This window comes from Corynebacterium sp. HMSC071B10, assembly GCF_001814825.1.
Lineage (GTDB): Bacteria > Actinomycetota > Actinomycetes > Mycobacteriales > Mycobacteriaceae > Corynebacterium.
Window position 1 is genome coordinate 1 of sequence record NZ_KV817993.1, and the last position, 24,385, is coordinate 24,385.

23 protein-coding genes are annotated in these 24,385 nt (G+C 65.8%); 4 read left to right on the plus strand and 19 right to left on the minus strand.

Annotated elements, in window-relative coordinates; translation table 11 throughout:
• Positions 1 to 47 precede the first annotated feature (47 nt).
• Positions 48 to 1,517, minus strand: coding sequence for an NADP-dependent phosphogluconate dehydrogenase (gene gndA / locus HMPREF2990_RS03120; protein ID WP_070762662.1), 1,470 nt, complete (start codon positions 1,515 to 1,517; stop codon positions 48 to 50).
• A 49-nt stretch (positions 1,518 to 1,566) separates the two neighbouring features.
• Between gndA and HMPREF2990_RS03125 the strand changes: the two genes are divergently transcribed.
• Positions 1,567 to 2,034, plus strand: coding sequence for a PaaI family thioesterase (locus tag HMPREF2990_RS03125; protein ID WP_070762663.1), 468 nt, complete (start codon positions 1,567 to 1,569; stop codon positions 2,032 to 2,034).
• Here HMPREF2990_RS03125 and HMPREF2990_RS03130 read toward each other — a convergent pair.
• The 5 genes from HMPREF2990_RS03130 to HMPREF2990_RS03150 form a co-directional block, all read right to left on the minus strand.
• Positions 2,031 to 3,086 (minus strand): magnesium and cobalt transport protein CorA, encoded by a 1,056-nt coding sequence (locus HMPREF2990_RS03130; protein WP_246817414.1) that lies wholly within the window; start codon positions 3,084 to 3,086, stop codon positions 2,031 to 2,033. The genes HMPREF2990_RS03125 and HMPREF2990_RS03130 overlap by 4 nt on opposite strands.
• A 100-nt stretch (positions 3,087 to 3,186) precedes the next feature.
• Positions 3,187 to 4,062 (minus strand): pyruvate formate-lyase-activating protein, encoded by an 876-nt coding sequence (pflA, locus tag HMPREF2990_RS03135; protein WP_070762665.1) that lies wholly within the window; start codon positions 4,060 to 4,062, stop codon positions 3,187 to 3,189.
• A gap of 82 nt (positions 4,063 to 4,144) precedes the next feature.
• On the minus strand, positions 4,145 to 4,396 hold the full coding sequence (gene grcA2 / locus HMPREF2990_RS03140; protein ID WP_070762666.1) for an autonomous glycyl radical cofactor GrcA2: 252 nt from the start codon (positions 4,394 to 4,396) through the stop codon (positions 4,145 to 4,147).
• Between the two features lie 28 nt (positions 4,397 to 4,424).
• Complete coding sequence (locus tag HMPREF2990_RS03145) at positions 4,425 to 6,536, minus strand: pyruvate formate lyase family protein (RefSeq protein WP_070762667.1); 2,112 nt, start codon at positions 6,534 to 6,536, stop codon at positions 4,425 to 4,427.
• A gap of 251 nt (positions 6,537 to 6,787) precedes the next feature.
• The gene (locus HMPREF2990_RS03150; RefSeq protein WP_070762668.1) at positions 6,788 to 8,182 is read right to left on the minus strand and encodes an NAD(P)/FAD-dependent oxidoreductase; all 1,395 of its coding nucleotides are present in this window, start codon (positions 8,180 to 8,182) and stop codon (positions 6,788 to 6,790) included.
• A 144-nt stretch (positions 8,183 to 8,326) separates the two neighbouring features.
• On the opposite strand from HMPREF2990_RS03150, the gene HMPREF2990_RS03155 reads away from it, so the two are divergent.
• Positions 8,327 to 9,649, plus strand: a complete 1,323-nt coding sequence (locus HMPREF2990_RS03155) for a cyclopropane-fatty-acyl-phospholipid synthase family protein (RefSeq protein WP_246817415.1) — start codon at positions 8,327 to 8,329, stop codon at positions 9,647 to 9,649.
• A gap of 107 nt (positions 9,650 to 9,756) precedes the next feature.
• Here the strand turns inward: HMPREF2990_RS03155 and HMPREF2990_RS03160 are convergent, their stop codons facing one another.
• Together HMPREF2990_RS03160 and HMPREF2990_RS03165 are read right to left on the minus strand one after the other, a co-directional pair.
• The gene (locus HMPREF2990_RS03160; protein ID WP_070762670.1) at positions 9,757 to 10,491 is read right to left on the minus strand and encodes a YceI family protein; all 735 of its coding nucleotides are present in this window, start codon (positions 10,489 to 10,491) and stop codon (positions 9,757 to 9,759) included.
• Positions 10,492 to 10,496: 5 nt separating this feature from the next.
• A complete protein-coding gene (locus HMPREF2990_RS03165) occupies positions 10,497 to 10,823 on the minus strand; it encodes a hypothetical protein (protein WP_070762743.1) in 327 nt (108 codons plus the stop codon).
• 179 nt (positions 10,824 to 11,002) lie between these two features.
• On the opposite strand from HMPREF2990_RS03165, the gene HMPREF2990_RS03170 reads away from it, so the two are divergent.
• Entirely contained in the window at positions 11,003 to 11,374 is a 372-nt protein-coding gene (locus tag HMPREF2990_RS03170; RefSeq protein ID WP_038590569.1) for an RNA polymerase-binding protein RbpA, read from the plus strand.
• Positions 11,375 to 11,428: 54 nt separating this feature from the next.
• Here the strand turns inward: HMPREF2990_RS03170 and HMPREF2990_RS03175 are convergent, their stop codons facing one another.
• Genes HMPREF2990_RS03175 through HMPREF2990_RS03200 form a run of 6 tightly spaced genes read right to left on the minus strand, consistent with a single transcriptional unit; the run spans position 11,429 to position 17,606 of the window.
• Positions 11,429 to 12,415: a polyprenol monophosphomannose synthase gene (locus tag HMPREF2990_RS03175; protein WP_070762671.1), complete on the minus strand. Its 987-nt coding sequence runs from the start codon at positions 12,413 to 12,415 to the stop codon at positions 11,429 to 11,431.
• 28 nt (positions 12,416 to 12,443) lie between these two features.
• Positions 12,444 to 13,985, minus strand: coding sequence for an apolipoprotein N-acyltransferase (gene lnt / locus HMPREF2990_RS03180; RefSeq protein ID WP_246817416.1), 1,542 nt, complete (start codon positions 13,983 to 13,985; stop codon positions 12,444 to 12,446).
• Entirely contained in the window at positions 13,986 to 14,519 is a 534-nt protein-coding gene (locus HMPREF2990_RS03185; protein ID WP_070762672.1) for an FxsA family protein, read from the minus strand.
• 9 nt (positions 14,520 to 14,528) lie between these two features.
• Entirely contained in the window at positions 14,529 to 15,737 is a 1,209-nt protein-coding gene (locus HMPREF2990_RS03190; protein ID WP_246817417.1) for a lipase family protein, read from the minus strand.
• Between the two features lie 5 nt (positions 15,738 to 15,742).
• Positions 15,743 to 16,498, minus strand: a complete 756-nt coding sequence (locus HMPREF2990_RS03195; RefSeq protein ID WP_070762673.1) for an SDR family NAD(P)-dependent oxidoreductase — start codon at positions 16,496 to 16,498, stop codon at positions 15,743 to 15,745.
• 4 nt (positions 16,499 to 16,502) lie between these two features.
• The gene (locus tag HMPREF2990_RS03200; RefSeq protein ID WP_070762674.1) at positions 16,503 to 17,606 is read right to left on the minus strand and encodes a M24 family metallopeptidase; all 1,104 of its coding nucleotides are present in this window, start codon (positions 17,604 to 17,606) and stop codon (positions 16,503 to 16,505) included.
• Between the two features lie 32 nt (positions 17,607 to 17,638).
• On the opposite strand from HMPREF2990_RS03200, the gene HMPREF2990_RS03205 reads away from it, so the two are divergent.
• Entirely contained in the window at positions 17,639 to 18,211 is a 573-nt protein-coding gene (locus HMPREF2990_RS03205; protein WP_070762675.1) for a S1 family peptidase, read from the plus strand.
• Here the strand turns inward: HMPREF2990_RS03205 and HMPREF2990_RS03210 are convergent.
• From HMPREF2990_RS03210 to HMPREF2990_RS03230, 5 genes are all read right to left on the minus strand, one after another.
• Positions 18,208 to 21,087, minus strand: coding sequence for a DEAD/DEAH box helicase (locus HMPREF2990_RS03210; protein ID WP_083316977.1), 2,880 nt, complete (start codon positions 21,085 to 21,087; stop codon positions 18,208 to 18,210). The genes HMPREF2990_RS03205 and HMPREF2990_RS03210 overlap by 4 nt on opposite strands.
• A gap of 5 nt (positions 21,088 to 21,092) precedes the next feature.
• Entirely contained in the window at positions 21,093 to 22,052 is a 960-nt protein-coding gene (gene tatC, locus HMPREF2990_RS03215; protein WP_083316978.1) for a twin-arginine translocase subunit TatC, read from the minus strand.
• 81 nt (positions 22,053 to 22,133) lie between these two features.
• Positions 22,134 to 22,430 carry a Sec-independent protein translocase subunit TatA gene (gene tatA, locus HMPREF2990_RS03220; protein WP_070762676.1) on the minus strand — a complete coding sequence of 99 codons (297 nt, stop codon included), beginning with the start codon at positions 22,428 to 22,430 and terminating at the stop codon, positions 22,134 to 22,136.
• A gap of 51 nt (positions 22,431 to 22,481) precedes the next feature.
• Complete coding sequence (locus HMPREF2990_RS03225) at positions 22,482 to 23,423, minus strand: helix-turn-helix transcriptional regulator (RefSeq protein ID WP_070762677.1); 942 nt, start codon at positions 23,421 to 23,423, stop codon at positions 22,482 to 22,484.
• Positions 23,413 to 24,360 carry a helix-turn-helix transcriptional regulator gene (locus HMPREF2990_RS03230; RefSeq protein ID WP_070762678.1) on the minus strand — a complete coding sequence of 316 codons (948 nt, stop codon included), beginning with the start codon at positions 24,358 to 24,360 and terminating at the stop codon, positions 23,413 to 23,415. The genes HMPREF2990_RS03225 and HMPREF2990_RS03230 overlap by 11 nt, the downstream gene beginning before the upstream one ends.
• Positions 24,361 to 24,385 lie beyond the last annotated feature (25 nt).

The window sequence follows — 24,385 nt, forward strand, 5'->3', positions numbered from 1 at the left end:
GCGCGAAGACACGCCCGGGCCGCGAACATCCCAGCAACAGGACCGCCTTAAGCGTCGATCTCCTCGCGAGACCCGGACCACGTGGTGTGGAAGGTGCCGTCCATGTCGACGCGCTTATACGTGTGCGCGCCGAAGAAGTCGCGCTGCCCCTGAATCAGCGCTGCGGGCAGGCGTGTGGAGCGCAGCGAGTCGTAGTAGGAGAGCGAGGACGCGAAGACCGGGACTGGCAGGCCGAGTTGGGTGGCGGTGATGACGACGCGGCGCCAGGCGTCGATAAGCCCGCCCTCAAGCTCCTGCTTGAAGTACGGATCGAGGAGCAGCGACGGCAGCTCGGGGTCGTTTTCGTAGGCCTCGGTGATGCGGTTGAGGAACTTCGCTCGGATGATGCAGCCGCCGCGCCAGATGCGCGCCAGCGCGCCCGGCTCGAGGTCCCAGCCGTACTCCTGCGAGCCCGCGTTGATCTCGTCGAAGCCCTGCGCGTAGGCGACGAGCTTCGAGGCGTAGAGCGCGCGGCGGACGTCCTCGACGAATGCGTCGCGGTCGACGCCGAGCTCGTCGAGCGTTTTCACCTCGCCGGCCGGCAGACCGATGCGCTGCGCGGCCTCGCGCTGGGCGATTGCCGACGACAACGCGCGCGCAAACACCGCCTCGCCGATACCGGTGACGGGCACGCCCAGGTCGAGCGCCTCCTTGACCGTCCAGCGGCCGGTGCCTTTCTGGCCGGCGGCGTCGAGGATGACGTCGATGAACGGCTTGCCCGTCTTGGCGTCGGTCTGGCGCAGGACCTCGGCGGTGATCTCGATGAGGTAGGAGTCCAGGTCGCCCTCGTTCCAGGTGCTGAAAATCTCGGCGAGTTCAGCGGGTTCGATTCCCGCGCCGTAGCGCAGCAGGTGGTAGGCCTCGCCGATGACCTGCATGTCGGCGTACTCAATGCCGTTGTGCACCATCTTGACGAAGTGGCCGGCACCGTCGGGGCCGATGTGGGTGACGCACGGGGTGCCGTCGACCTTCGCGGAAATGTCCTCGAGTAGCGGCCCGAGTGTCTCCCAGGATTCCTTCGGGCCACCCGGCATAATCGACGGGCCGCGCAGCGCGCCCTCCTCGCCGCCGGAGATACCAGCGCCGACGAAGTGGCGGCCGCGGGCGGCGACCTCCTTTTCGCGGCGGATTGTGTCCGTGAAAAGGGCGTTGCCGCCGTCGATGATGATGTCGCCGTCGTCCATCGCGGTCGCGAGCTGGTCGATCACCGCGTCCGTCGCCGCACCCGCCTGCACCATGATGATGGCCTTACGCGGGCGCTTGAGCGAGGCAACGAAGTCCTCGATCGTTTCCGCGGGGACGAAGTTGCCCTCATCGCCGTGCTCGGCCATGACCTGGCGGGTCTTCTCCGGGGAGCGGTTGAAAATGGCCACGGTGTGGCCCTTCGAGGCGAAGTTGCGGGCGAGGTTGGAGCCCATCACGGCCATGCCAACCACGCCGATGTCGGCGGTTCCGTACGCAGAGGATGCTTCAGTCATGCCGCCGATTCTACGCGCCGACACCGTGGTGGCGCGCTAGAGTGTGTCCATGAGCGCACACCAAGAGAGACAGGCTGGGCTGCCCAGCCGTTTTGCCAGGGAAGTACTGCACACACCGCTCGACAGCGATGAGCTGCGCGCCATCAACGAGCAGCGCGGCGGCTTCGGCGCCCACATCGGGCTCGTCACCACGTCCTGCTCGGCGGAGGGCGCGACCGGGTACGTGGAGGTAGAGCCGCAGTTGCTGCAGGTCACGGGTGTGGTCAATGGGGGTGTGTATGCGTCGATAGGCGAGACGCTCGGCTCGATCGCGGCGATCGCGGCGGCCGGCCGCCCGGCCGTGGGCATGAGCAACTACACCGACCTGCTCGGCAGCGTCGCGGAAGGCCGCATCGAGGCGGAGGCGCTCCCGGTACACACCGGCAAGCGCACGCACCTGTGGCGCGTGGAACAGCGCGCGGGCGGGCGGCTCGTCGCGGTGACGAACCTCAAGCTCATGCTTATCGACGCCACCTAGAGCCAGTGGTTACGCCGGAACCACCAGTACATCAGCGCCATCGAGCCGAACATGACACAGAGCACGACCGGGTAACTAAATGACCAGGAAAGCTCCGGCATGTTCTCGAAGTTCATGCCGTAAATGCCCGCGATCATTGTCGGGGCGGCCGCCATGCCCACGACGGCCGAGATGGTGCGCATGTCGGAGTTCTGCTGCATGCTGACTTTGGCTACGGAGGCGTCGAGAAGCGAGGAGAGGCGCTCGTCGAAGCCGAAGAGATGGTCGCTGGCGATCGTGGCGTTATCCATCACATCGCGGAAGTAGGAGCGCAGCGTTTTGCGCAGCAGGTCCTTGTGCGCGACCAGGGCGTTCTTCAGCGCTGGCACGAGCGGATCGATGGCGTGGCGCATCTCGAGCACCTCGCGCTTGTACATGTAGATCTTGTCGATGTTGATGTCGCGGCGCGGGGTGAAGACCTCGTTTTCCAGCTCGTCGACGTCGGTGGCGAGCTCGCTGGCGACGCGCAGGTGGTTGTCCACCGCGTAATCCGCGATCTTCCACGCCACCGCCGCGGGGCCCAAGATTGCGAGCTCCTCGTCCTCCTCCAGCTGCGCGGTGAGATCTGGCAGGGGAGCGTGGTGGCGAATGGTGATCGCGAAATTCGGGCCGACGACGATCTGGATCTCGCCGGTGGAAATGATCTCGCGGGAGTCGTCGACTTCCTCGTCGTCGCGGTAGTAGACGGTGCGGATGACCAGGAAGAGCTGGTCGTCGTAGCGCTCGACCTTGGGGCGCTGGTGAGCGTCGATGACGTCGTCGACGATGAGGTCGTGCAGGTTGAACAGCTCCGCGATGCGCTCCATCTGGGTGTTCGTCGGCTCTTTGAGCGAAAGCCACACGAAGGCGTTGTCGTGCTCCTCGACGCGCTCAAGCGCCTGAGCGACGCGCGCGTTGCCGGGCAGACGCTTGCCGTCTACGAAGATGCGGCAGAAGTCGATCGATCGCTCGATGGGCACCGGGACGTGGGGAGCAACGGGGGCGAACTTCTTCTTCGGCCGTGGACGTGGCATAGGAATCCGAGGCGGCATGCATGCCTCCCTTCATGTGACGCGAAAATGAACGGGCCCCGCCCTGGGAGCGGAGCCCTTAGAAAATACTACGCTGCGGCCGCTAGAAGACGGTGAGCCCCCGCGAGCGGAAGACCTCGCGGACCTGCTCGACGCTCTCGGGCGTCGGTGGTGTGACGTCCTCGAGCTCGTAGGGCAAACCGATGCGCTTCCACTTGTCCGCGCCCATGTTGTGGAAGGGGAGTACCTCCACGCGCTCGACGTTGTCGGACCAGCGGGCGACGATGTCGGCGACGTTATTCACGTTCTCCTCGGAGTCCGTGTGGCCTGGCACGACCACGAAGCGCACCCACACCGGTTTGCCGAGCGTATTGAGTCGGTCGCCGAAAGCAATCGTGGGGGCGAGCTCCCGCTTCGTTACGGCGTTGTAGGTGGCCTCGTCGCCGGATTTGACGTCGAGAAGCACGAGATCGATGTTGGCGAGGTCCTCGTCGCTGAGCCGCGCGCCGAGGTAGCCGGAGGTATCGATGCAGGTGTGGATGCCCGCGTCGTGGACGAGCTTGAGCAGGCGGCGCGTGAACGCGATCTGGAACAGCGGCTCGCCGCCGGAGAGCGTGAGACCGCCGCCGGAGGCGTTGAAGACGCTGCGGTAGCGCGTGACTCGCTTGGCCACCGACTCGACGGATTCGAGCGTGCCCTCCTTCATCTCCATCGTGTCCGGGTTGTGGCAGTACACGCAGCGCAGCGGGCAGCCGGAAAGAAAGATGGTCATGCGGGTGCCGGGGCCGTCGACAGCGGTGACGAGCTCCCACGAGTGCACGAGCCCCACGTCGCCAGTGCGGCGAGCTTCGAGCAGCTCGGGGCGGGTGATCTCCAAGTCGGCGTCCGCGGTGCCGCCAAGCCCTGCGGCAACACCCCTGACGCGCTCGCCTTGCTGCGGCTCGAGCGTGACGATGCCGGTTGTTCCATCCTGCGCCATTGGCGCCCTCCTGTTTCTTTGCGAGCGCCCCACCGCCCGCCTCTGACAGAGACGAACAGCGGGGCGTTGCGGAATTACTGTGTTATGCGCCGTGGTGGAAGGTGCGCGAAATGACGTCGCGCTGCTGCTCCTTAGTGAGCTTGACAAAGTTCACGGCGTAGCCGGAGACGCGAACGGTGAGGTTCGGGTAGTTCTCCGGGTGCTCCATTGCGTCCTCCAGAGTGTTCTGGTCGAGGACGTTGATGTTGGCGTGGTAGAGACCAGAGTCCATGTTGTTAGCGGAGCGGTTGGCCTTCATGGATTCGAGGCGCTCTTCAAAAGTGTGGATAGCCATTTGGGGATTCCTTTCTGAGAAGTGGAAGTTATGCGGGGTGGATTTCCGAGTCCGCGTGCTCCATGATGAAGCCCGCGTCCAGCACGCCGACCAGGTTTTGTACCTGCTCCTCCTTGTTGCGGCCGAGGCCGGAGGGGGTGATGGTGTTGGTCAGCGAGATGCCGTCAAGCGCGTCGTTGTAGTCGAGCTTGCCGACGGAGAGCATCGACGCCACCATACCGTGGTTGTCGGCACCGTTCTCGGGGTTCGCGCCCGGCGCGAACGGTGTGCCGGCCTGGTGCCCGGAGGGGAAGGAGCCGGTCGCCTTGCCGTAGACCACGTTCGAGGTGATGGTGAGCACCGACTGGGTCGGGATGGCGTCGCGGTACATCGGGATCGCCTTGATCTTCTGCATCACGGTGTGGACGACGGTGGCGGCGATGTCGTCGGCACGGTCGTCGTCGTTGCCGTAGAAGGGGAAGTCGCCCTCGGTGATGTAGTCGACGATCAGGCCGCTGTCATCGCGCACCGGGGTGACGGTGGCGTACTTGATTGCGGACAGGGAGTCGGCGACGATCGACAGACCAGCGATGCCGCAGCCCATGGTGCGCACGATGTCGGAGTCGTGCAGCGCCATCTCGACAGACTCGTAGGCGTACTTGTCGTGGCAGTAGTGAATGATGTTCAGCGCTTCGACGTAGGTGCCGATGACCCAGTCGAGCATCTCCTCGTACTTTGCCCAGACCTCATCGAAGTCGAGCGGGCCGTCGCCGGTGATCGGGGTGTGGCCCTCGGTGACCTGCTTGCCCGTGACCTCGTCGCGGCCGCCGTTCAAGGCGTACAGCAGGGCCTTCGCTGCGTTCACGCGGGCGCCGAAGAACTGCATCTGCTTGCCGACGGGCATCGGGGACACGCAGCAGGCAATCGCGGCGTCGTCGCCCCACTGGTCGCGGATCTGCTTGTCGGACTCGTACTGGATCGAGGAGGTCTCGATCGAGATTGCGGCGCAGAACTCCTTGTAGCCTTCCGGAAGTGCCGGGTCCCAGAAGATGGTGATGTTCGGCTCCGGGGCCGGGCCCAGGTTGCGCAGCGTCTGCAGGAGACGGAAGGCGGTCTTGGTGACCTGGTGGCGGCCGTCGGTGGAGAAGCCCGCGTCAGACCAGGTTGCCCAGTACGGGTCGCCAGAGAAGATCTGGTCGTAGTCCTCGGTGCGCAGGAAGCGGACGATGCGCAGCTTGATCACCAGCGCGTCGATGATCTCCTGTGCTTCTTCCTCGGTGAGCGTGCCGTTTGCCAGGTCGCGCTCGAAGTAGATGTCGAAGAAGGGGGAGAGGCGGCCAATGGACATCGCGGCGCCATCCTGGCTCTTCACCGAGGCCAGGTAGCCGAAGTAAGTCCACTGGACAGCTTCGAGTGCGTTCGTGGCGGGGCCGGAGATATCGAAGCCGTAATCGGCGGCCATCGCCTTGAGCTTCTTCAGCGCCTTAATCTGCTCGGAGTGCTCCTCGCGGTAGCGTGCCCAGTGCTCGGAGAACCCCTTGTCCAGCGACCCGTCCTTGGCGGCCATCTTGTCTTCGATGAGCTTGTCCACGCCGTAGAGAGCGACGCGGCGGTAGTCGCCGATGATACGGCCGCGCCCGTAGGCGTCCGGCAGGCCGGTGACGATGTGCGAAGAGCGGGCTGCGCGGATGCGCGGGGTGTAGATGTCAAAGACCGCGTCGTTGTGCGTCTTGCGGTACCTGGTGAAGATCTTCTTCACATCTTCGTTGACTTCCTTGCCGGCCTCCTTGATGGCCTGCTCGACCATGCGCCAGCCGCCGTTGGGCATCATCGCGCGCTTGGTCGGGACGTCGGTTTGCAGGCCGACGATGACGTTGTCGTCTTCGCAGATGTAGCCGGCGGGGAAGGCGTCGATGTCAGCTGGGGTTTCGGTGTCGACGTCGTAGACGCGGCGCTCGCGCTCGACGGCGAGGTAATTCTTGTCCAGCGTGTCCCAGACGCGCAGCGTCTTCTCGGTCGGGCCAGCGAGGAAAGAAGCGTCGCCGTCGTAGGGGGTGTAGTTGCGCTGGACGAAGTCGCGGACGTCGATGTGCTCGGTCCACGGGCCCTCTTCGAACCCATCCCAAGCGTTGGTCTGCGGTGCAGCGGTAGTAGCAGTCACGTTGAAAATCTATCCTTTATGTCTCGAGGATCTGATCCGAGATGGTCGCGCTCACTCTCTCCCAGGTTCCCGTTCAACATCCGCCACCGGGCTCGAAGGCTCCGGCCGATGATTTGAAGCGCGCCATCGTTAGTTCCCATCATAAGGTAAGACCATTGGAATTTGCACTCTCAACGCGCTGTGATATCGCCCACGTTGAAAACGGCGCGAAAAAGCCCGGTCACGCAGGTGACCGGGCCAAAAACTAGGGGCTAGTTCTCGCCGTTGGTGTCGCGAACCTCTTCGAGGTTGTCGTCGCCAGCCTTCTCGCGCAGCTTGGTCAAAGCGTTGCGGCCATGCTGCTGCTGCAGGGTGGTGGAGAGGTTGTAACGCTTCGGCGTCAGCGCGTTGAGCGTCCAGGTGTAAATCGAGACGAGGCGGTTACGCCCGGCCACCAGGAAGGAGACGTGCACGAGCAGCCACATCAGCCAGCCGATGAAGCCCGTGACCTCGACCTTGCCCATCTTCACCACGGCGTTGAAACGGGACACGATCGCCATCGAGCCCTTGTCAAAGTACTCAAAGGCATCGCGGTCCGCCTGCGCGACGTCGTGCTCGACCTGCTCCTTGATGATGCGGCCGACGTACTCGCCAGACTGGATCGCCACCTGGGCAACGCCCGGCAGGCGGTCGCGGCTCATCATGTCGCCGATGATGTAGACGTTGTCGGTCTCGCCCACGGTCAGGTCCGCGTTGACCGGGACCTTGCCGTTGCGCTCGGCCTCGACGCCGACTTGCTCGGCGATCTGCTTGCCCAGCGGGGAGGCCTGCACGCCAGCGGACCAGATCTTGGTGGCCGCACGCAGGGTGGTCTCCTTATCGGTCTTGGTGTCCTTGTAGGTCACCGTGTTCGCGTCGACGTTGGACACCAGGGCGTTGAGCACTACGGTCACGCCCTTGCGCTCGAGCTCGCGCTGGGCGCGCTTGCCCAGGCGCTTGCCGAAGGGCGGGAGGACCTGCGGCATGCCGTCGATAAGCACGACCTTGGCCTGGGAAGGCACGAAGTTCTTGAACTGGCCCTTGAACGAGCGGTGGGCCATCTCGGCGACCTGGCCGGCAAGCTCGACGCCGGTCGGGCCGGCACCGACGATGACGAAGGTGAGCAGTTCCTCGCGCTCCTGCTCGGTCTCGGCCAGCTCGGCGCGCTCGAAGGCGCTGACCAGGCGGGCGCGGATCTCAAGGGCGTTGTCCACCGTCTTCAGACCCGGGGCGAACTCGGCGAAGTGGTCGTTGCCAAAGTACGACTGGCCCGCACCAGCGGCAACGATGAGCGAGTCGTACTCGTAGGTGCGGGTAAACGCGCCCTCGTTCGCGGTGACAGTCTGGCCCTCGACGTCGACGTCGGTGACATCGGCACGCACGACGGCGACATTGTCCTGGTCTGCCAGGATCTGGCGCACCGACGTAGCGATCTCGCCGCTGGAAAGCAGACCGGTTGCCACCTGGTACAGCAGGGGCGCAAACAGGTGGTAGTTCGTGCGGTTGATCAGCGTGACGTCGACATCAGCGTCAGCGAGCTCGCGGGCTGCAAACAGGCCACCGAAACCAGCACCGATGATGACGACGTGGTGACGGTTGCCTGCGGGGCGAAACGGCGTTTCTGCCATAAGAACCTACTCCTTGCACACAAAGTACAAATTGCTGGGGAAATTTTTACCTTGCATATCCTACGCTGATTGTAAAAAATCACTATTGATGGGTCCCGTCGTGGCGTCAACCGCTACGAAAATATGGCGACTAGCATTGGCCGGGTGGCGAACTCTCAGCGATTTCCGGAGCACCTCGCGCCTATCGACGCACGCACGTGGCCGAGCGTGGCAAGCGTGCCCACCAGCCGCCTTCTGCGATGGAGGGCCTCGCGTGCAGAGGCGCATTTTGCTGCGGTGTGCGCAAAAGCGGAGCTCCGCCTGGAGGGTGACGCGCCGGACTTGAGTGTGGATTACGTCGAGGTCTTCGACCGGATCGCGGCGAGCGGCTGGGTCGGGCTCGCAGAGGGCTACATGGCAGGTGAGTGGCATACGCCGGACTCGGATCGGCTGGTGGCGGTGCTGCGCGGGCTGATCGAGGCGGGGTACAGGCCGCCGACGCTGCGCGTTGCGCCCCCGCAACACGGTGATGGTGGCCAGATTCCGCCGTCGCTGGTCCAGCACTACGCGGGTGACGGCGTAAGCCCATTTCAGGGGCACTTTGCCACCGGCGTGCCGACGCGCGAGCGTGTGCGGGTGAAGTCCTGGGTGCCGCGCGCCGGCCGCGGGGCGGAACCGGCGACGCACTTCGTGGACAACACGGAAATCGGGGCTCCGCTGGACGAAGCGACCACGCGCGCTGATCTTGCGGATGCGCAGGAACGCTCGGTAAATAGGCTGGTCAGTGAGGTGGGTGCCCGCGAGCGTTGGCGGATTCTGGAGTATCCGGCGGCGGGACCTGCGGCCACGATTGCAGCCGCGGCACGCGGTGCAGAAACGGAGTGCGTAACGCTGAGCGAGGACATGGCCGCGGCGCTGCGGGAGCAGCTCACGTTTGCAGGTGTCAGCGGGCATGTTCGCGCGGTGGGGCCCAACGTGACATTGCTGGGCCGGGATTTCGACGCCGCGGTGTCGCTGGAGCACCTCGAGACGCTGTCCGCGGACGATAAAGCGGAGTACCTGACCCGGCTGGGCAAGGCGGTCGCGCCAGGTGGGCGCATCGCGTTGCAGACGATCCTTGGCACGGACAGCCTTCTGGGTAAGGGTGCGGGCAAGGCCGCGACGGCGGCGTTGGCGTCGCTGCGCGCGTACGTATGGCCGGGCCTAAGCTATGTCACGCCCGAGGAACTGGCGAAGCTGGTGGATCGGCGCACGCCGCTGCGCGTGATTGGCGAGTCGCACGCGCCGGACCACCTGGCACGTTCCTTGGCGCTGCAGCGGGCGACGTTTGAGACGCACCTGCGGGATGCGGCAGCCGACGGTTTCGATCCGGTGTTCCGCAGGTTGTGGGTCTGGCAGCTGGCGCTGCGGCAAGCGCTCGCGGAGCTCGAGCTGATCGATCTCGCGCAAGTGACGCTCACGGCCCGGAATAGGCGGGGGCGTCGGTAGGGGTGGACGTGTGGGCGTCGAGAAGCAAGGGCGCGAAGTTAAGTTGACATAATGTACATTATCGGACAGATATTGCCATATATTGCGTCACGTGACGCAATATGGGCCTAGTCCTTGGTCAGGTGCAGGCGGACGTTGATTTCGCCTTCCTCGTTGATTGTGGCCGCAACGAACTCCGGCGACTCGACGCCGTAGTCTAGGCGGTTGATCGGCACGTCGCCCGCGACGTACACCGAGGATCCAGAACGCGCCGCGGCGAACTCGTGCGTGACCGGGTTGGTCTTGCCGTGGATGGTCATCTCGCCGGTGAGCTCGACAGTGCCGACGGAGCCGTCCTCCGGCAACTGCGAGACGTCCGCGGGCTCGGTCACGCGGAAGGTCGCCTCCGGGTAAGTATCGGTGTGCAGGATCTTGCGGCGCACGTTGGAATCGCGTACGTCGCTATCGCTGGTGAGGTTGTTCAGGTCTACAGTGATCTCGCCTGCGGTGAGCGTGCCGGCCTCGATGGTGACGTTGCCGGAGACGCCCTCCGTCGACGCCGAGGTGACCTTCCGTTGGCCCGGCAGTACCTCCGAGAAGGTAAAGCCGGCCGAGGTGCTGTTTGGCCCCGGGCGCTTGGTGACGGTCCACTCGCCGTCGATATCCGTCTCGGCGGCCTTCAGGCGCGACTCGTCGATGCCCTCGGTCTTCACGCCGTTGCTAAACAGTCCGCTCAGTGCGAGCGGGATTAGCGCGATGGCGAGCAGGAAGACCAGGATGATGGAGACAACGACGATCAGGATCGTCCGCTTGCGCTTCGTCGCGGCGATGTCCTCAGCCGTGGGCAAATTCTTGGATGTCATGATTGCTACCTTAACCTCTCGATGTGTTGAGCCAAGCTCACCATTTCGTCACACAAGTGACGTAATTCCTCAGGCGTTGCACCCTCGGCGGCTGCCGTGTGGATGTCCTCGGCCGCGCACCGCAGTTGATACAGGCGATCCCGCAGGTCAGACACCTTTTCCGGGCTGAGGATCACGGCGTCCTCTGGAATCTTCGTCCCCGAGACGGAGTTTCGCTGCTCGTAGGCGCGCTGCTTGCACGACGGGCTGCAGAACTTGCGACGCCGACCTCTCCCCTTCTGCTCCGGCAGCGGACCACCGCACCAGGCGCACACCGGCGGCGTGCGACCAATTCGCGCGGATTGGGGCAATTGGTCAGGATCCGATTCTGCGACGTCATCAATGCTTGCCACACGGCAAGCCTAGTACATTGGGCAAATTCCAGATCGCTCGCGACGCCGGGAACAAAAACTCAAGCGAAGACGTTATACTAAGGCGTTGACTTGAAGATATTGAAGGGATGGGATGCAGCATGGCTGATCGCGTGCTCCGAGGAAGCCGTATGGGTGCCGTAAGCTACGAGACTGACCGGGACCACGACCTGGCCCCGCGCCAGATGGCGAAGTACCGGACCCCGGACGGGTCGGTCTTCGAGGTTCCCTTCGCCGACGATGCGGAAATCCCCGAAGAGTGGATGTGCAAGAACGGCCAGCTCGGCACCCTCATGGAGGGCGAGGGCGTGGAGTCCAAGCCGACGAAGCCGCCGCGCACCCACTGGGACATGCTGCGTGAGCGCCGCAGCCTCGAGGAGCTCGACGTGCTGCTGGAGGAGCGCCTGGAGCACCTGCGCAAGCGCCGCCGCGCCGCAGCCCGCCTGGCCAAGGAGCAGCAGGAAAACTCCTAGAAAACGCGAAAGGCCCGGACCGTTACTTGAAGGGTCCGGGCCTTTTGCGCTTGCTTAGCGACGCAACCTGCGCAGCTCGTAGCGGGCGAGGCCAATCCCCTCGCGCACCATCTCATTCGCCTGGCTCGCAGCGTCGGCAAGCTTGGCGGGAAGCTTGGGCAGCGAGGTGTTGCTCAGCTCGAACTTGGCCAGCTTGAAGCCTTCCGCGATCATGTTCGCGAGTTCTTCCGGTGCCTGATCGATCTTGGCACCGACGCGGGAAAGCTTCGAGTTGTTGTACTCGTACTGGAGGAGCTTGCCCGCCTCCTTCGCCATTTCGGTCGCCTGCCAGCTGCGCTTCTCGGCACCCCACTTGGTGACCTCTACGAGCGAGGCACCGGCGAAGCTCGCGTCCAGCTTCGACTCGCCCAGCGTGCGGTCCTCGAAGGTGATCGGAACCTCGCGGACGTCGAAGCCCGCGTCGATGACCTTGTGCGCCAGGTCCACCTGGAAGATGTAGCCCTTGTTCGACAGCGCGTCCAAGTCGATAGCCTCGAGCACCTCGCGGCGGAAAGCGCGGTAGCCGGCGGTCATATCGGCAATGTCGCAACCAAGCGCCACCGAGATGTATTGGTTGCCCAGCTTGGACAGCAGGTAGCGGTTTTGCGGCCAGTTCTTTACCTCGCCGCCTTCGACGTAGCGGGAGCCGATGACCAGGTCTGCGCCGTCGTCAATCGCCCCGAGCAGACGCTCGAGCTCCTCGGGCGCGTGGGAGCCGTCGGCATCCATTTGGCACAGCACCTCGTAGTCCTTCTCCAGGCCCCAGCGGAAGCCGGCGCGGTAGGCCGCGAGCAGGCCCTCCTTGCCGGTGCGGTGGAGCACGTTGATCTCCGGGTGCGCGGCGGCGAGCTCGTCGGCCTTCTCGCCGGTGCCGTCCGGCGAATTATCGTCCACGATCAGCAGGTCAACATTCGGGTTTGCCTTGAGCACCCGATCCGTGATCAGCGGAAGGTTCTCCAGCTCGTTGTAGGTAGGGATGATGACCAACGTCGAGTTCGCCATGAACGGTTACTCCTTGTATGAACGGTTGTTAGCTCTCGGTGGGCGCATCCAGGGCGCGCGATGCACTCATTGCAGCATACTCCCGGCGCGTGGCCAACGACGCACCGATGGCGGCAAGCACGCCGCCAAGCACCATGAGCCACTCCAGCCACTCGCCGATGCGGACCGCGAGGGTCTGGCCGGACTTCAGCGGCAGCGTGGAGGTCAGGTGCGCCGGGGTGAAGATCTCGGTCTGCTGCTCCACCGTCCCGTCGGCGCGCACAATGGCGGACACGCCGGAGGTTGCAGCCACCACGACGGCGCGGTCGGTCTCGATGGCGCGCATACGGCTCATGGCCAGCTGCTGGTAGGTCATGTCGGTAAAACCAAAGGTGGCGTTGTTGGTAGGTGTTGCGAGCAGCTGTGCCCCGTTCTTCACCGCCATGCGGTAGGCGGGGTCCTCGGCGACCTCGTAGCAGGTGGCGATGCCCACGATCGTCTCGCCCATCCGCACCACACCCGGGCCGTCGCCGGGCTTAAAGTCGCCTGCGAGGTCGACCAGGTCGGAGAAGTTGCGGAAGAAATCGCGCATCGGCATGTACTCGCCAAAGGGCTGCAGGAAGCGCTTGTTGTGCCGCTCGCCGACGCTGCCGTCAGGGTTGATCACCACCATGGTGTTGCGTGCCCCGACCTCGTCGCGGGTCAGTGTGCCCACCAGCAGCGGCGCATCGACTGCGCGGGCGGCCTGCGTGACTAAGGTGCCGGCCTCCGGGTCGACGAAGGGGTTGACATCCGAGGCGTTTTCCGGCCAGATCACCAGGTCGACGGGGCCTTCCTCTGCCAGCCGCTCGGTCTCGTCCACGTGGTTCTGCAGTACGGCGCGGCGCTGCGCGTTGAAGTCGAGCCCCATCCGCGGCACGTTGCCTTGCACCGCGGCGGCGCGCACCGTACCGGTGGCTCCCCCGTCGGCGGACACACCCAGGCCTGCAAGCGCTCCGAGCACGAGCGGCGCAAGCGCGGTCAGCCCTGCTACCGCCCGGGCCTTCCCGCGACGTGCGACGCAGGCAGCCAGGCTCGCACCGGTCAGCACAGCCGCAACGGTGACGAGCGCGGGCCCACCGTAGGCCGCCAGGTTGGCTAGCGGGCCGTTGATCTGCCCCCAGGCCAGGCGCACCCAGGCAAAACCGCCAAAGGGGAAGGAAGAACGGGCGAACTCCGCGGCGAGGTAGACCAACGGGAAGGCGGCGAATCCCCACCGCCTGCGTGCGACCCACACCCCTGCGATACCCGTGACCAGTCCGTACAGGGAGAGGAAGAACGCCAGGGCCAGGTAGGGCATCGGTCCGACGAACTCGCCAATCCATGGCAGCAGCAGCAGGTAGCAGGCCAGCGCCTGCAGCATGCCGAGCCCGGCACCCAAACGCGCGCTTGGGCGTGCCCCCTTCGGCCAGGGCGCGAGCGCGGCGTAGAACAGTGCCATCGCCACAAGCGCCAGCACCCAGTAGCCAAAAGGCTCATAGGAGAAGAACAGCAGCGCACCGGAACCTGCGGCGAGCAGGCAGCGCAGCGCTGTCGTCCATACGCTACTCACCTACTTGCGCTCCCCGTCCGCGTCTCCGCCAGTATCGTCGCCGGGATTCGCTTCCTTGCGGAACATCTCCTCGAGCTCGTCGGCGTCAATCACCTCATGGCTCTGCTCAGGCGCCGCGGGGCCGCCGAAGTTACCGTAGCTGGTCTGGAATTGCGACAGCGGCGAGGAGTTGTAGACGCGCACGCTGAACTCTTCCATGCTGCGCATCGCCCGGTTCGTGATCACGCGGCGCAGCAGCGCCCGGGTCGGCCCAAACACCAGCAAAAGCCCCACCGCAGAGGTAACGAAGCCTGGGATGATGCTGAGCAGCCAGCCCGTCATCAGCAGCGCGGAGTCCCCGGCGAGGCGGCCGAGCGAGCTGCGTCCCTGCGAGGCCTGCGCGAGGGCACCACGCAGGCTCAGGCTTGCCAGCACGGCGCCAAGAAACATCAGCGCGAAGATGGCGAAGATTGCCCAGCCGACGCCGATGAGCTTGGCCACTCCGTAAAAAGCGAGGGCCTCCATGAAAAAGTAGGCGAAAATAAACAGCGGCATGCGGCCAGACTACCTGTCGAGTTGGCGCAGCAGCCAGTCAACATCGCGGGTGAGGTGCTGGAAATACGGCCCGTAGTGGTTCAGGCCCGTCCTGCCTGGCAGCCGCGGTAAACGCCGGGTCTGAAGGCCCACGCCCCACTGCTCGGCGAGGTCGCGGACTAAGGAGTACGGCACGATGTCGTCGTGAAGCGAGGCCCACAGCCGTAGTGGGATGCGCAAAGGGCGGCGGGACCCGAGTGCCTGGCGTTCGAGCACCTCGGCGGTGTGCGGCAGGGCGTCGAGAAGCTCGGCCATGCCGATGCCCTCCCGCGTCCAGGCGGTCGTGTGTGCCCAGGGCCGACGCAGTGCAGCACCGACGGCACAGACCTGCGCGTTGTCAACGATCGCCGCGGCCCCGGCCGGGCTCAAGTGTGGGATGAGCTCCTCGGCGACGCGCGGGTGGTGCGCCACCAGCCCGGCGACCGCGTAGAGGATCACTATCGACGGCAGCGCACCATCGACATGGTCAAGCATCGGAATCAGTGCCGCGGGCGGTGCCCCGCATACTGCCGCGAGCGGCTGGAGTTCGGGCGCGTACTCGGGTCGTTCGAGCCACGCCCCTACTGCCCCGCCGCCCTGGGAAAAGCCCCATAGGCCAAGGGCGTTGGTGTGCAGTGGGAGGTGGGAGGCGGCGCGGGTGGCGTCGATAAGCGATTGCGCGGCGGCGGTGTGGTCGCAGTACAGCTGCACGCGGTCGGCCGGATCGCGCGGATAGTCGGTGAGTACGACGTTTGCGCCGCGAGCGAGCATGAGCGCGATGGCGGGCTGCTCGTAGGCGGCGATGAGATCGAGCGGGGCGATCCGCGGCGCGAGGCCGACGGTGCAGGAATACGACGGGTCGCAACGCGCCGCCACGCCCTGGGTCGACGGCGCGAACGCGATGGTCGGGCGCGGGCCTGCCCCACCCCAGGGGGTGCGGGAGAGAAAGACCGCGCCGGTGGCGGTCAGCGTGCGGCCCGCGGCATCAGTGGTGACGTAGTCGATGCTGAGCGCCTGCGCGGGATTCAGCCTGCGCGTCAACCCCACTGCCTTGATCTCGCGTGCTTTCAGGAGGGTCCCCGGGCTGCGTCCAATCACCCAGGCCGCATCTGTGTGCTCCGGCTCTGTGAGGCGCGCGCCGCGCACCGCATCCACCGCGAGCCCGAGCGCGGCACGCAGCGCCGCCGAATGCTTCCCCACCTTCGCTAGCGCGGCATCCGACGCCAGATCGGCCGCGGCACCACGCGCATCACTGCGGCGAGCAGCGCTAATCGACGCGGCACCCACACCGTCCGGCTGCGCCCGGCACGTGCCGCGTCGACCATGGCGTCAGCGACCTCGTCCGGGGTGACGGACATCACTGCGGGCTTCATCCCCTCGGTCATGGAGCCGATGACGAAGCCAGGCCGCGCGGTGATCAGCCGCAGCTGGGAGCCGTGGAGCTGGTCTGCAAGGCCCTGGCAGAAGGCGTCGAGGCCTGCCTTGGTGGAGCCGTAGACGTAGTTGGCGCGGCGGGCGCGCCACCCGGCGATGGAGGAAAACGCGAAGACCGTCCCGCGCGTCATGACGTTGGTGAGCACCGTGAGCGCGTTGATCTGCGCGAGGTAGTCGACACTGCCAATGCGCACTACCTCCGTCTCATCCCGCAGCGCGCGGTCGTGATCGCCCAGGATGCCGAAGGCGACGATGGCGGTGGTGATCTCCCCGCCCGAGTGGACCTCTTCTACGAGTGCGCGGTGCGACTCCAAGTCGGTGGCTTCGAAGCGCCGCGTCTCCACCGCGGATGCGCCGGCCGCGAGCAGGCGCGCACGGATCTCGGCGGCGTCTGCGCGATCCGGTTCCCGCATCGCCAACACCACGCGGAGCCCGTCGCAGATGCGCTGCGCAATCGCGGTGCCGATGTCGCTCGTGCCGCCGAGGACCAGCAGGGTGCCTTCGGGCTCACTGTCTTGCGTACGCATGGGCCTAGCGTAGTCCACGGTGGACGTTGTTCAGCGAGACCGCGCCATCGTCGTCCAGGTAGACAATGTCCTCCAGCCGCATCCCCCACTTGCCGGGCAGGTAGATGCCCGGCTCGATGGAAAAGGCCATCCCGGCCTTGAGCTCGGTGTCGTTACCCGCGATGATGAAGGGTGCCTCGTGGCCGGCCAGGCCGATGCCGTGGCCGAGCCGGTGGGTGAAGTACTCGCCGTAACCGGCCTGATCGATCACGCCGCGCGCGACGGCATCGAGCTCGCCTGCGGTGATCCCCGGGCGAGCCGCCGTCACCGCCGCCTGGTGGGCTTGCGCAAGCACATCGTAGGCGCGCACGACCTCAGGGTCCGCGTCCTCGGTGTTTCCGCCGACGATGTAGGTGCGGGTGCAGTCCGAGTGGTAGCCGCTGTACAGCGTGCCGCCCAAGTCGACGACCACGACATCGCCGCGGGACAGGACGCGCTCGGAGAAGTCGTGGTGCGGGTTGGCACCGTTTTTGCCGGAGCCCACGATGACGAAGTCGACTGCCTCATGCTCGTCCATAATCAGGCGGTCGAGCTCCTCGGCCACCTGTGCTTCGGTGCGCCCGGCAACGAGCAGCTCAGGCACCCGTGCGTGCACACGGTCGATCGCGGCACCGGCGCGCGCCAGCTCGGCCAACTCCGCGTCCTCTTTAGCCATGAACAGCTCCGCGAGCGTGTCCGTGGCCAGCCGGGTATCCGGCACAAGCGCCTGCAACGCAAAGACGTGATCCGCGGTCAGCGAGCTGCCGAGTGCCACCGGCTTGGTCGCGTCGAGCGCTTCGACGGCCAGCGCGTAGGGATCTTGCCCGTCCCGCCAGCCGCGCACCTCTACCCCGCTGTCGGCAGGGATGCCCAGGCTCGCGATGTCTGTGAGCGGCGCGACGAGCACGGCACGCCCGTCCGGGCCGATTGCCAGTGCGGTGAGCCGCTCGTGTGAGGACGCCCAGCTGCCGGTGAGATACGCGAACTCCGCCCCGGTTCCGACAACCAGTCCGCCAAGCGAGTGTGTAGTAACGAGCTCTGCCGCGCGCTGCCGACGGTGTGCAAACGTGGTCTGATCTATTCGCGTCATGCAGGCAATCCTAGGCCGCTACACTTTTGAGCGTGACTTCGCCTACGTTCCCCGAGCTGCTCGCCCGCTGCTCCGTTGGCGCGCGCTACTGCTCCGGCATTTTCGTCGCCTCGGACACGGTGCTTACCTGCGCGCACTTTTTGCGCCCAGAAGACGAGGCAAATCCCGGCACAATCACGGTCCGGGTGGCCGGAGCCCGCTACCGGGCCCGCGGGGTGCGCCGGTTCGCCCGCACGGATATTGCGCTGCTGCGCGTCGACGCGGCGCGGGTCGGCCCCTTCCCAAAGCTCGGTCCTCCCCCGCGCCCGCTTGCGCGTACCGTCACCTTCGGCTTCGGCGGCGGGGCGAAGGTTCCAGCTGCGCGGAGCGGGCGGTTCCTGTTCACGCTTCCGCTGGCGTTTTCGCGCAACCTGCGGACGTTCGTGCGCCCGGCCGGTGTCGTCGCCAATGCCCAGCCCGCAGTCAAGGGGGACTCCGGGGGCCCAGTGCTTGTCGACGCCCACCTGGTCGGCACCCAGTCCCTTATCCTCGACCCCTTCCGCACCAACCTGCGGCTGGCCACCATCTCCCTGCTTACTGAGGAAGTACGGGAAGCACTCAGCTAGTTGCCCAGCGCGACAACGCCGCGTCGGATCGCGTCGATCGCCTTATTCGCCGAGTCGCGGATCTCGTCGCTATAACCGGTCTTTTTCACTTGTTCGAGCAGGTCGATGACCTGGCGGCACCAGCGCACGAAGTCGCCCGGGGTCAGCTCCGCGCCGCACTCTGCGGCGGCCGCGAGCGCGTAGCCAAGCGGGGCACCTGCGGTCCACTGGTGCAGCGAGAGCGCGAACGCGGGATCGGGCAGGCGGGTGACGGGCAGCTGGTGGCGTTGCTCGTCGGAGGTGAGCTCGCCGTAGATGCGCATGGTCTCCCCCATCGCCTCCGCCATCGCCTCGGTCGCCGCTTCCGGCGCACCGTGGGTGGTCTTACGGTTTTCAAAGACGACCATCGACGCCACACCGGCGAGCTCGGCGGGGTCGAGCTCGTCCCAGATCCCGCGCTTGAGGCACTGCGCGACGAGCAGGTCGGACACGTTGTGGATGCGGGCGAGGCGCTCGCCCTCCTCGCTCACGGCAGGCTCGCCCTCGCGCAGCTCGACGTAGTCGAGTTCGGTGAGCAGGCCGATGATGCGCTCGAAGGTGCGGCCGAGCGAATCGGTGGAGCGATCGACGCTGCGGGTAAGCGCCGCGAGTTTGCGTTCGTCGCGCACAAGCTCCTCGCCCACCCGGGCGAGCAACTCGCGGTCGTGCGCTGGCCACGCGTGCACCGGGTGATTGCGCACGGCCTCGCGCAGCGCGGTGACCTTCTTCGTCGGACGCACCCGCGCCTTCTCCCGCAGCTTGCGCGGCGCGTGCAGGTTGCCACTGTGAAGCTGGCTGACCACCTTGCGAGTGTGCTTACGCGGCTGATCCTGCACGTGCCGCGGGACCTTGATCTGGCCCACGACCACGGGCGGGTTGCGGAAAGAGGCCGCGTCGATGCGGCCCGACCAGCCACGCTCGGTGGTCACCCACGGGCGCGGATCGCGACGCTTGCCCGCAACTTGGACGACGGCGGCCAACTCCGGCTTCTTCTTCCCCGGCAGCGCGATGACCTCGCCCACGCGCAGCCGCCCCAGGATCGTCTCGGTTTCCTGCTGCCGGTTTTCTATCGCGTGCCGGCGGGCTTCCTTTTCCGCCTCGCTGAGATCACGGCGCAGGCCCAAGTACTCCACCAGGTCTGCCGCCGGGTCGTCGCCAGGCGGGGCGAATTTTGCCACGTCCGCGTGCAGCTGCTCGCGCTGGCGGCGCACCTTCGTGCGCAGACGGTCGATATCGCGCACCTCGCCGACCACCGAGCGGTTGGTTTGGAACTGTGCGAAGGACTGCTCGATCAAGCGGATGGAGTCCTCGTAGCCGTTCATGCCCAGCATGTTGATGGCCATGTTGTAGCCGGGCTGGAACTGGGAGATCAGCGGGTAGGTTCGCGTGGAGGCTAGACCCGCCACCTCGCGGGGATCCATCGCGGGTGCCCACTGCACTACGGCGTTGCCGATGTGGTCGATGCCGCGGCGCCCGGCACGGCCCGTGAGCTGGGTGTACTGGCCTGGGGTGAGATCCACGTGCGCCTCGCCGTTGAACTTCACCAGCTTCTCCAACACGACGGTCCGAGCCGGCATGTTGATGCCAAGCGCCAGCGTCTCGGTGGAGAAGACCACCTTGACCAGACCCCGGACGAACAGTTGCTCCACGATGTGCTTAAACGCCGGGAGCAGGCCCGCGTGGTGGGCAGCGTAGCCGCGCAGCCAGGCGGTGCGCAGCTGGCGGTAGTTGAGCACGTCGAGGTCCTCGTCGGGGATGCCGTCGACGCCGGCGTCGATAATCGCCCTGGCCTCATCTTGCTCCTCGGGCGTGGTGAGCTCCTTGCGCGAGCGCAGGCACTGGAACAGCGCCCCGTCGCAGCCGGCGCGGGAGAAGATGAACACGATCGCGGGCAGCATGTCGCGCCCGCCGAGTGCTGCCACGACCTGGGGGCGCCCGACCGGCTTGATCTTGTCCTGGCCGCGCATGCGCCCGCTGCGGCTGCCCTTGGCGCGCGAGCGGAAGCCGCGGCCCGATTCGAAGTCTGCGCGGCCCTCGTCGTGAGTGCCAGCCTCGATGCGCTCGATAGCGCGCAACAGCGAGGTGTTGACCTTGCCGCCGGCCCCGCCGCTGTCTGCATCGCCGGTGCCGGGCTCGAAGAGCGGGAAGACCTTGCGGCCCACCATCATGTACTGGCTCAGCGGCACCGGGCGGTGCTCAGAGACGACGATGGTGGTGTCACCGCGCACCGCGTCGAGCCACTCACCGAACTCCTCCGAGTTGGACACCGTGGCCGAAAGGCCGATGATGCTGACGGATTCGTCGAGGTTGAGGATGATTTCCTCCCACACTGCGCCGCGGTCGCGGTCGGCTAGGTAGTGGATCTCGTCCATCACGACGTGCGAGAGGCGGTGCAGCTGGCCGGAATTGGCGTAGATCATGTTGCGCAGCACCTCGGTGGTCATCACGACGATCTCCGCGCTGCCGTTAATCGAGGTGTCTCCCGTGAGCAGGCCGACCGCGTCTTCGCCGTGCTCGGCGACGAGGTCGTGGTACTTCTGATTGCTCAGCGCCTTAATCGGCGTGGTGTAGAAGCACTTCGTGCCTTGCTGCAGCGCGAGTGCGACGGCGAACTCTCCCACAATGGTCTTGCCGGAGCCGGTCGGCGCGCACACCAGCACGCCGTGACCGCGCTCGATGTCGGCGCACGCTTCTACCTGGAAGTCGTCGAGAGGGAAAGGACGCGCTGCGCGAAACTCCGCGAGGAACTCGAGCTGTTCGATCGGCGTCTGCTCCGGCTGTTCCCCCTCGGCACCAAACGCTTCCGGGGTGTACTTGTCATCGGGCAGAGACTGCGAAGAAGAAGCGCGGGAAACCATGCCCCTTAGAGTACGTCGTCGAAGGGATCCTTGTCCGCAAAGGAGCGCGACTGCGTCTTTGGCTGGTGCGTCGTTTGCGGTGCATTGCCGATGTTGGAAGCGCGAACCGGGGTGCTCGGTCCAACTGGCGTGGCAGCCCCGATCGCACCCGAGGAGGTCACCGGGCCGGAGCCCTGCTCGTCGTCTAAGTCCATCCAATCCGGGCGGTTCGCGCCCGTGCGCTTGTCGTGGATGCGGCAGAATTGGAAAGCCATCTCCACCAGCAGGCAGATCGAGATGCCGAGGGCGAGCATGGAGAAAGGATCCTGGCCCGGGGTCATTACCGCAGCGAAGCAGAAGATCAGCACGATGATCATGCGCCGCTTGTCCTTGACGTGTTCGTAGCGCAGGATGCCGACGAGGTTGAGCATGATCAGGATCAGCGGCACCTCGAAGCTCACGCCGAAGATGATGATGAGCGCGAGCAGGAAGTTGTAGTACTCACCGCCTGTGAGCGCCGCGACCTGGAACTCCGAGCCGATGGACATGAGCACGAGCAAGCCCTGGTCGAGCACGAAGTAGGCCAGCACCGCGCCTGCAACGAAGAGGAAGACTGCCACAGCAACGAAGCTGAATGTGTAGCGGCGCTCGTTCTTATGCAGACCGGGTGTGATGAAGTTCCAGATCTGGGTCAGCCACACCGGTGAGGCTAAGACGAGTCCGGCGAGCGCGCCGACTTTGAGGCGCAGCATGAACATCTCAAACGGGCTGGTAGCGAGCAGCCTGCACTGCCCATCGCCGGAAAAGTCGGCACGGAGCTCGTCCGGGAGGTTGCAGTAGGGTCCGCGGATGATCTCGCCGAGCGGCATCACGCCAGGTGGCGAGGTTTGGTACCAAATGAACCCGATAATCGTGCCGACAAATACCGCGGCCAAAGAGATCATGACGCGCCGCCGCAGCTCCTGGAGGTGCTCAACCAGGCTCATCTCACCGGTTGGGTTCTTCGCCCTCCTGCTGCGCTTCAGTTTTAGCGACAACGCCACTCCCCTCTCAACGTGCAGTAGCGCTTACTGGTTGCGCTGGTTTTCCGGCTTGTCCCAGAACGACTCTGGGCGCGCCGCCTGCTGCGCGTCGCTATTGGTGATGCCGTTGCTGCCGCCAGGGGTAGCGTCCAGCTCGCGCTGCGGCTGGGCCTGCTCCGGCTGGCCTGCCGCGTCATCGTTCTTCATCTCCTTGACCTCGGACTTGAAGATGCGCGCCGAGCGGCCCATGGAGCGGGCGAGGTCAGGCAGCTTATTCGCGCCGAACAGGAGTAGCACGATGACGAGGATGATGAGGATTTCGGTCCAGCCAATGCTAGCCATAGTGGATCAAGTCTCTTTCCTACGATTCCGACAGACGTTAAACCTAAAGCGCTATCTTAACGCGTCGGCTGCGCGACATGCACGCTCACGCACCTTCGCGGCCAAGTCTTCTGGCGCGACGAGACGCAAACGGTCCGCGTGCGCGAGGCAGAAACGGGCCAGCCAATCGTCCGAGCCGTAACGCAGGGTTGCATCGACCCACTCGGGAGGCTGGTCGGCCGCAGCTGGCGTGAGCTCGAGTTCAAGCTCCCAGTACTCCGCCATCCACAGGGCATCACCGCGCACCTTGAAGTGCGCCACGTTGCCGTCGTCAAAGGCGAAGGGCTCGTCGGCGTCTGCGGCGGCGCGCACGGCGCGCTCGTCGACCGCCTCTTCGCTGACGTTGATCTCGCGGATGCGGTCGAAGCGGAAGGTCTTCTGAGTGTCGCCCTCGAGCGCGCGCAGGTAGGTCTGCTCGTCGCGCTGCAGCACAGCAATTGGCGACACCGTGCGTTGGGTGAGCTGGTCGGAGGTCGCGGAGTAGTAGCGAAGCTGGAGCTTTCTGCCCTCGGCGATCGCCTCTGCAATCGTGGCCGCGACCGGGGTGTTTGCCGCGATCTGGTCCACATTGGTCACCCCGGCAGTGTTGGTGACTGCACGGATCTTGTCCGCGGCCGAGCGCACCGCATCGACGTTGACTAGGCCGGGCAAGGTCTCCAAAGATTCCAGCAGGAGCAGCAGAGCGTGCGCTTCTGTGGGTTTGAGCCGCAGCGGCGCGTTGAGTCCCTGGTCATCCAGCACTGTGACCCCGCGCCAGGTGTGCGCAAGGTCGAACATCTCCCCCGGCCCACGCCCCACTCCGGACAGGTGCAGCCGGTCCAAATCGTCGCGGACTTCCGCCACATCCATGTTCAGGTCGCGGGCGATCTCCATCAGCGTCTTGCCCTGGTGCCGGGAGACATACGGTAAGAGGTTGAGCAGGCGCACCAGCCGCCCCGATTGCTCATTCGCCATGATCTCCTCCCCCTGCCTGCGTCAGCAGCGCAAGCACATCGCGCCTAATGTCTTCCGGTTCGATCGCTCGCACGTCGAGCGCATGGGCGGCGGTCGTGCGCACGACCCAGTCGCGCTCTACCTCCCCCAGGACGATGGTGTCTGTCTCGCCGGTTGACCCGGGCTCGCGGGCGCCCTTTGCGGCGAGTTCCTCGGCGGTGCCCGCGCCGACGGTAATGCGGGCATCCGTCACCGGGCCGCGCAGCAGCTCGCGCACGATCTCGCCCGGGTCCCCGGTCGGCGAGTGGAAATCTGTGGTGTCTCGCACCAGCGTCACATCCGAGATGCGGGTGGCCCGGAAGACGCGCTCGGCGTCACGGTCCACGTCCCAGCCCACCAGGTACGCCCTGGTGTTGAGGGAAACAATGGACCACGGGTCGACCATGCGCCGCTGCACGCGGCCGCTACCCGGCACGTGGAAGTCGAAATGGGCGCGCAGATTATGGCGGATCGCGCCGAGCAGCTGGTGGAAGGCATCCGGATCCAGCTGGGTTGCGTCGTGTGCGGCGGAGGCGAGCGGGGCGCTGTCAAAGGTGCGGGTGGCACCCGACGCGGCCAGCTTGGTCCAGCCGGAGCGCGCAAAGGCACCGAGTGAGCCGCGCTGGCTCAGATCGACGGCGAGGCCCACGACGCTCGCCTCTTCTTCGGTCAGGTCGACTGGCGCGAGCTCGTAGCGTTCCCGGTCGAGGCTCAGCTGTCCGTCGCGATAGCGCACGGGAACTCCGGCGAGGCGTAGTGCTGCGACGTCGCGGCGGATCTGCAGGTTGAGGGCCTCTTGGCTGCGGTGCTGGTAGCCGTCGACGTGCTGGCCCCCCCACGCGGTCTCCCGCCTGCGTGGCGAGCCGAGCAACGCGAACGCGAGGTTCGCCTGGCGCACCTCTGGTTCTAGCTCCGCCACGTGACCTCCCGTGCTTGTCTGTCTG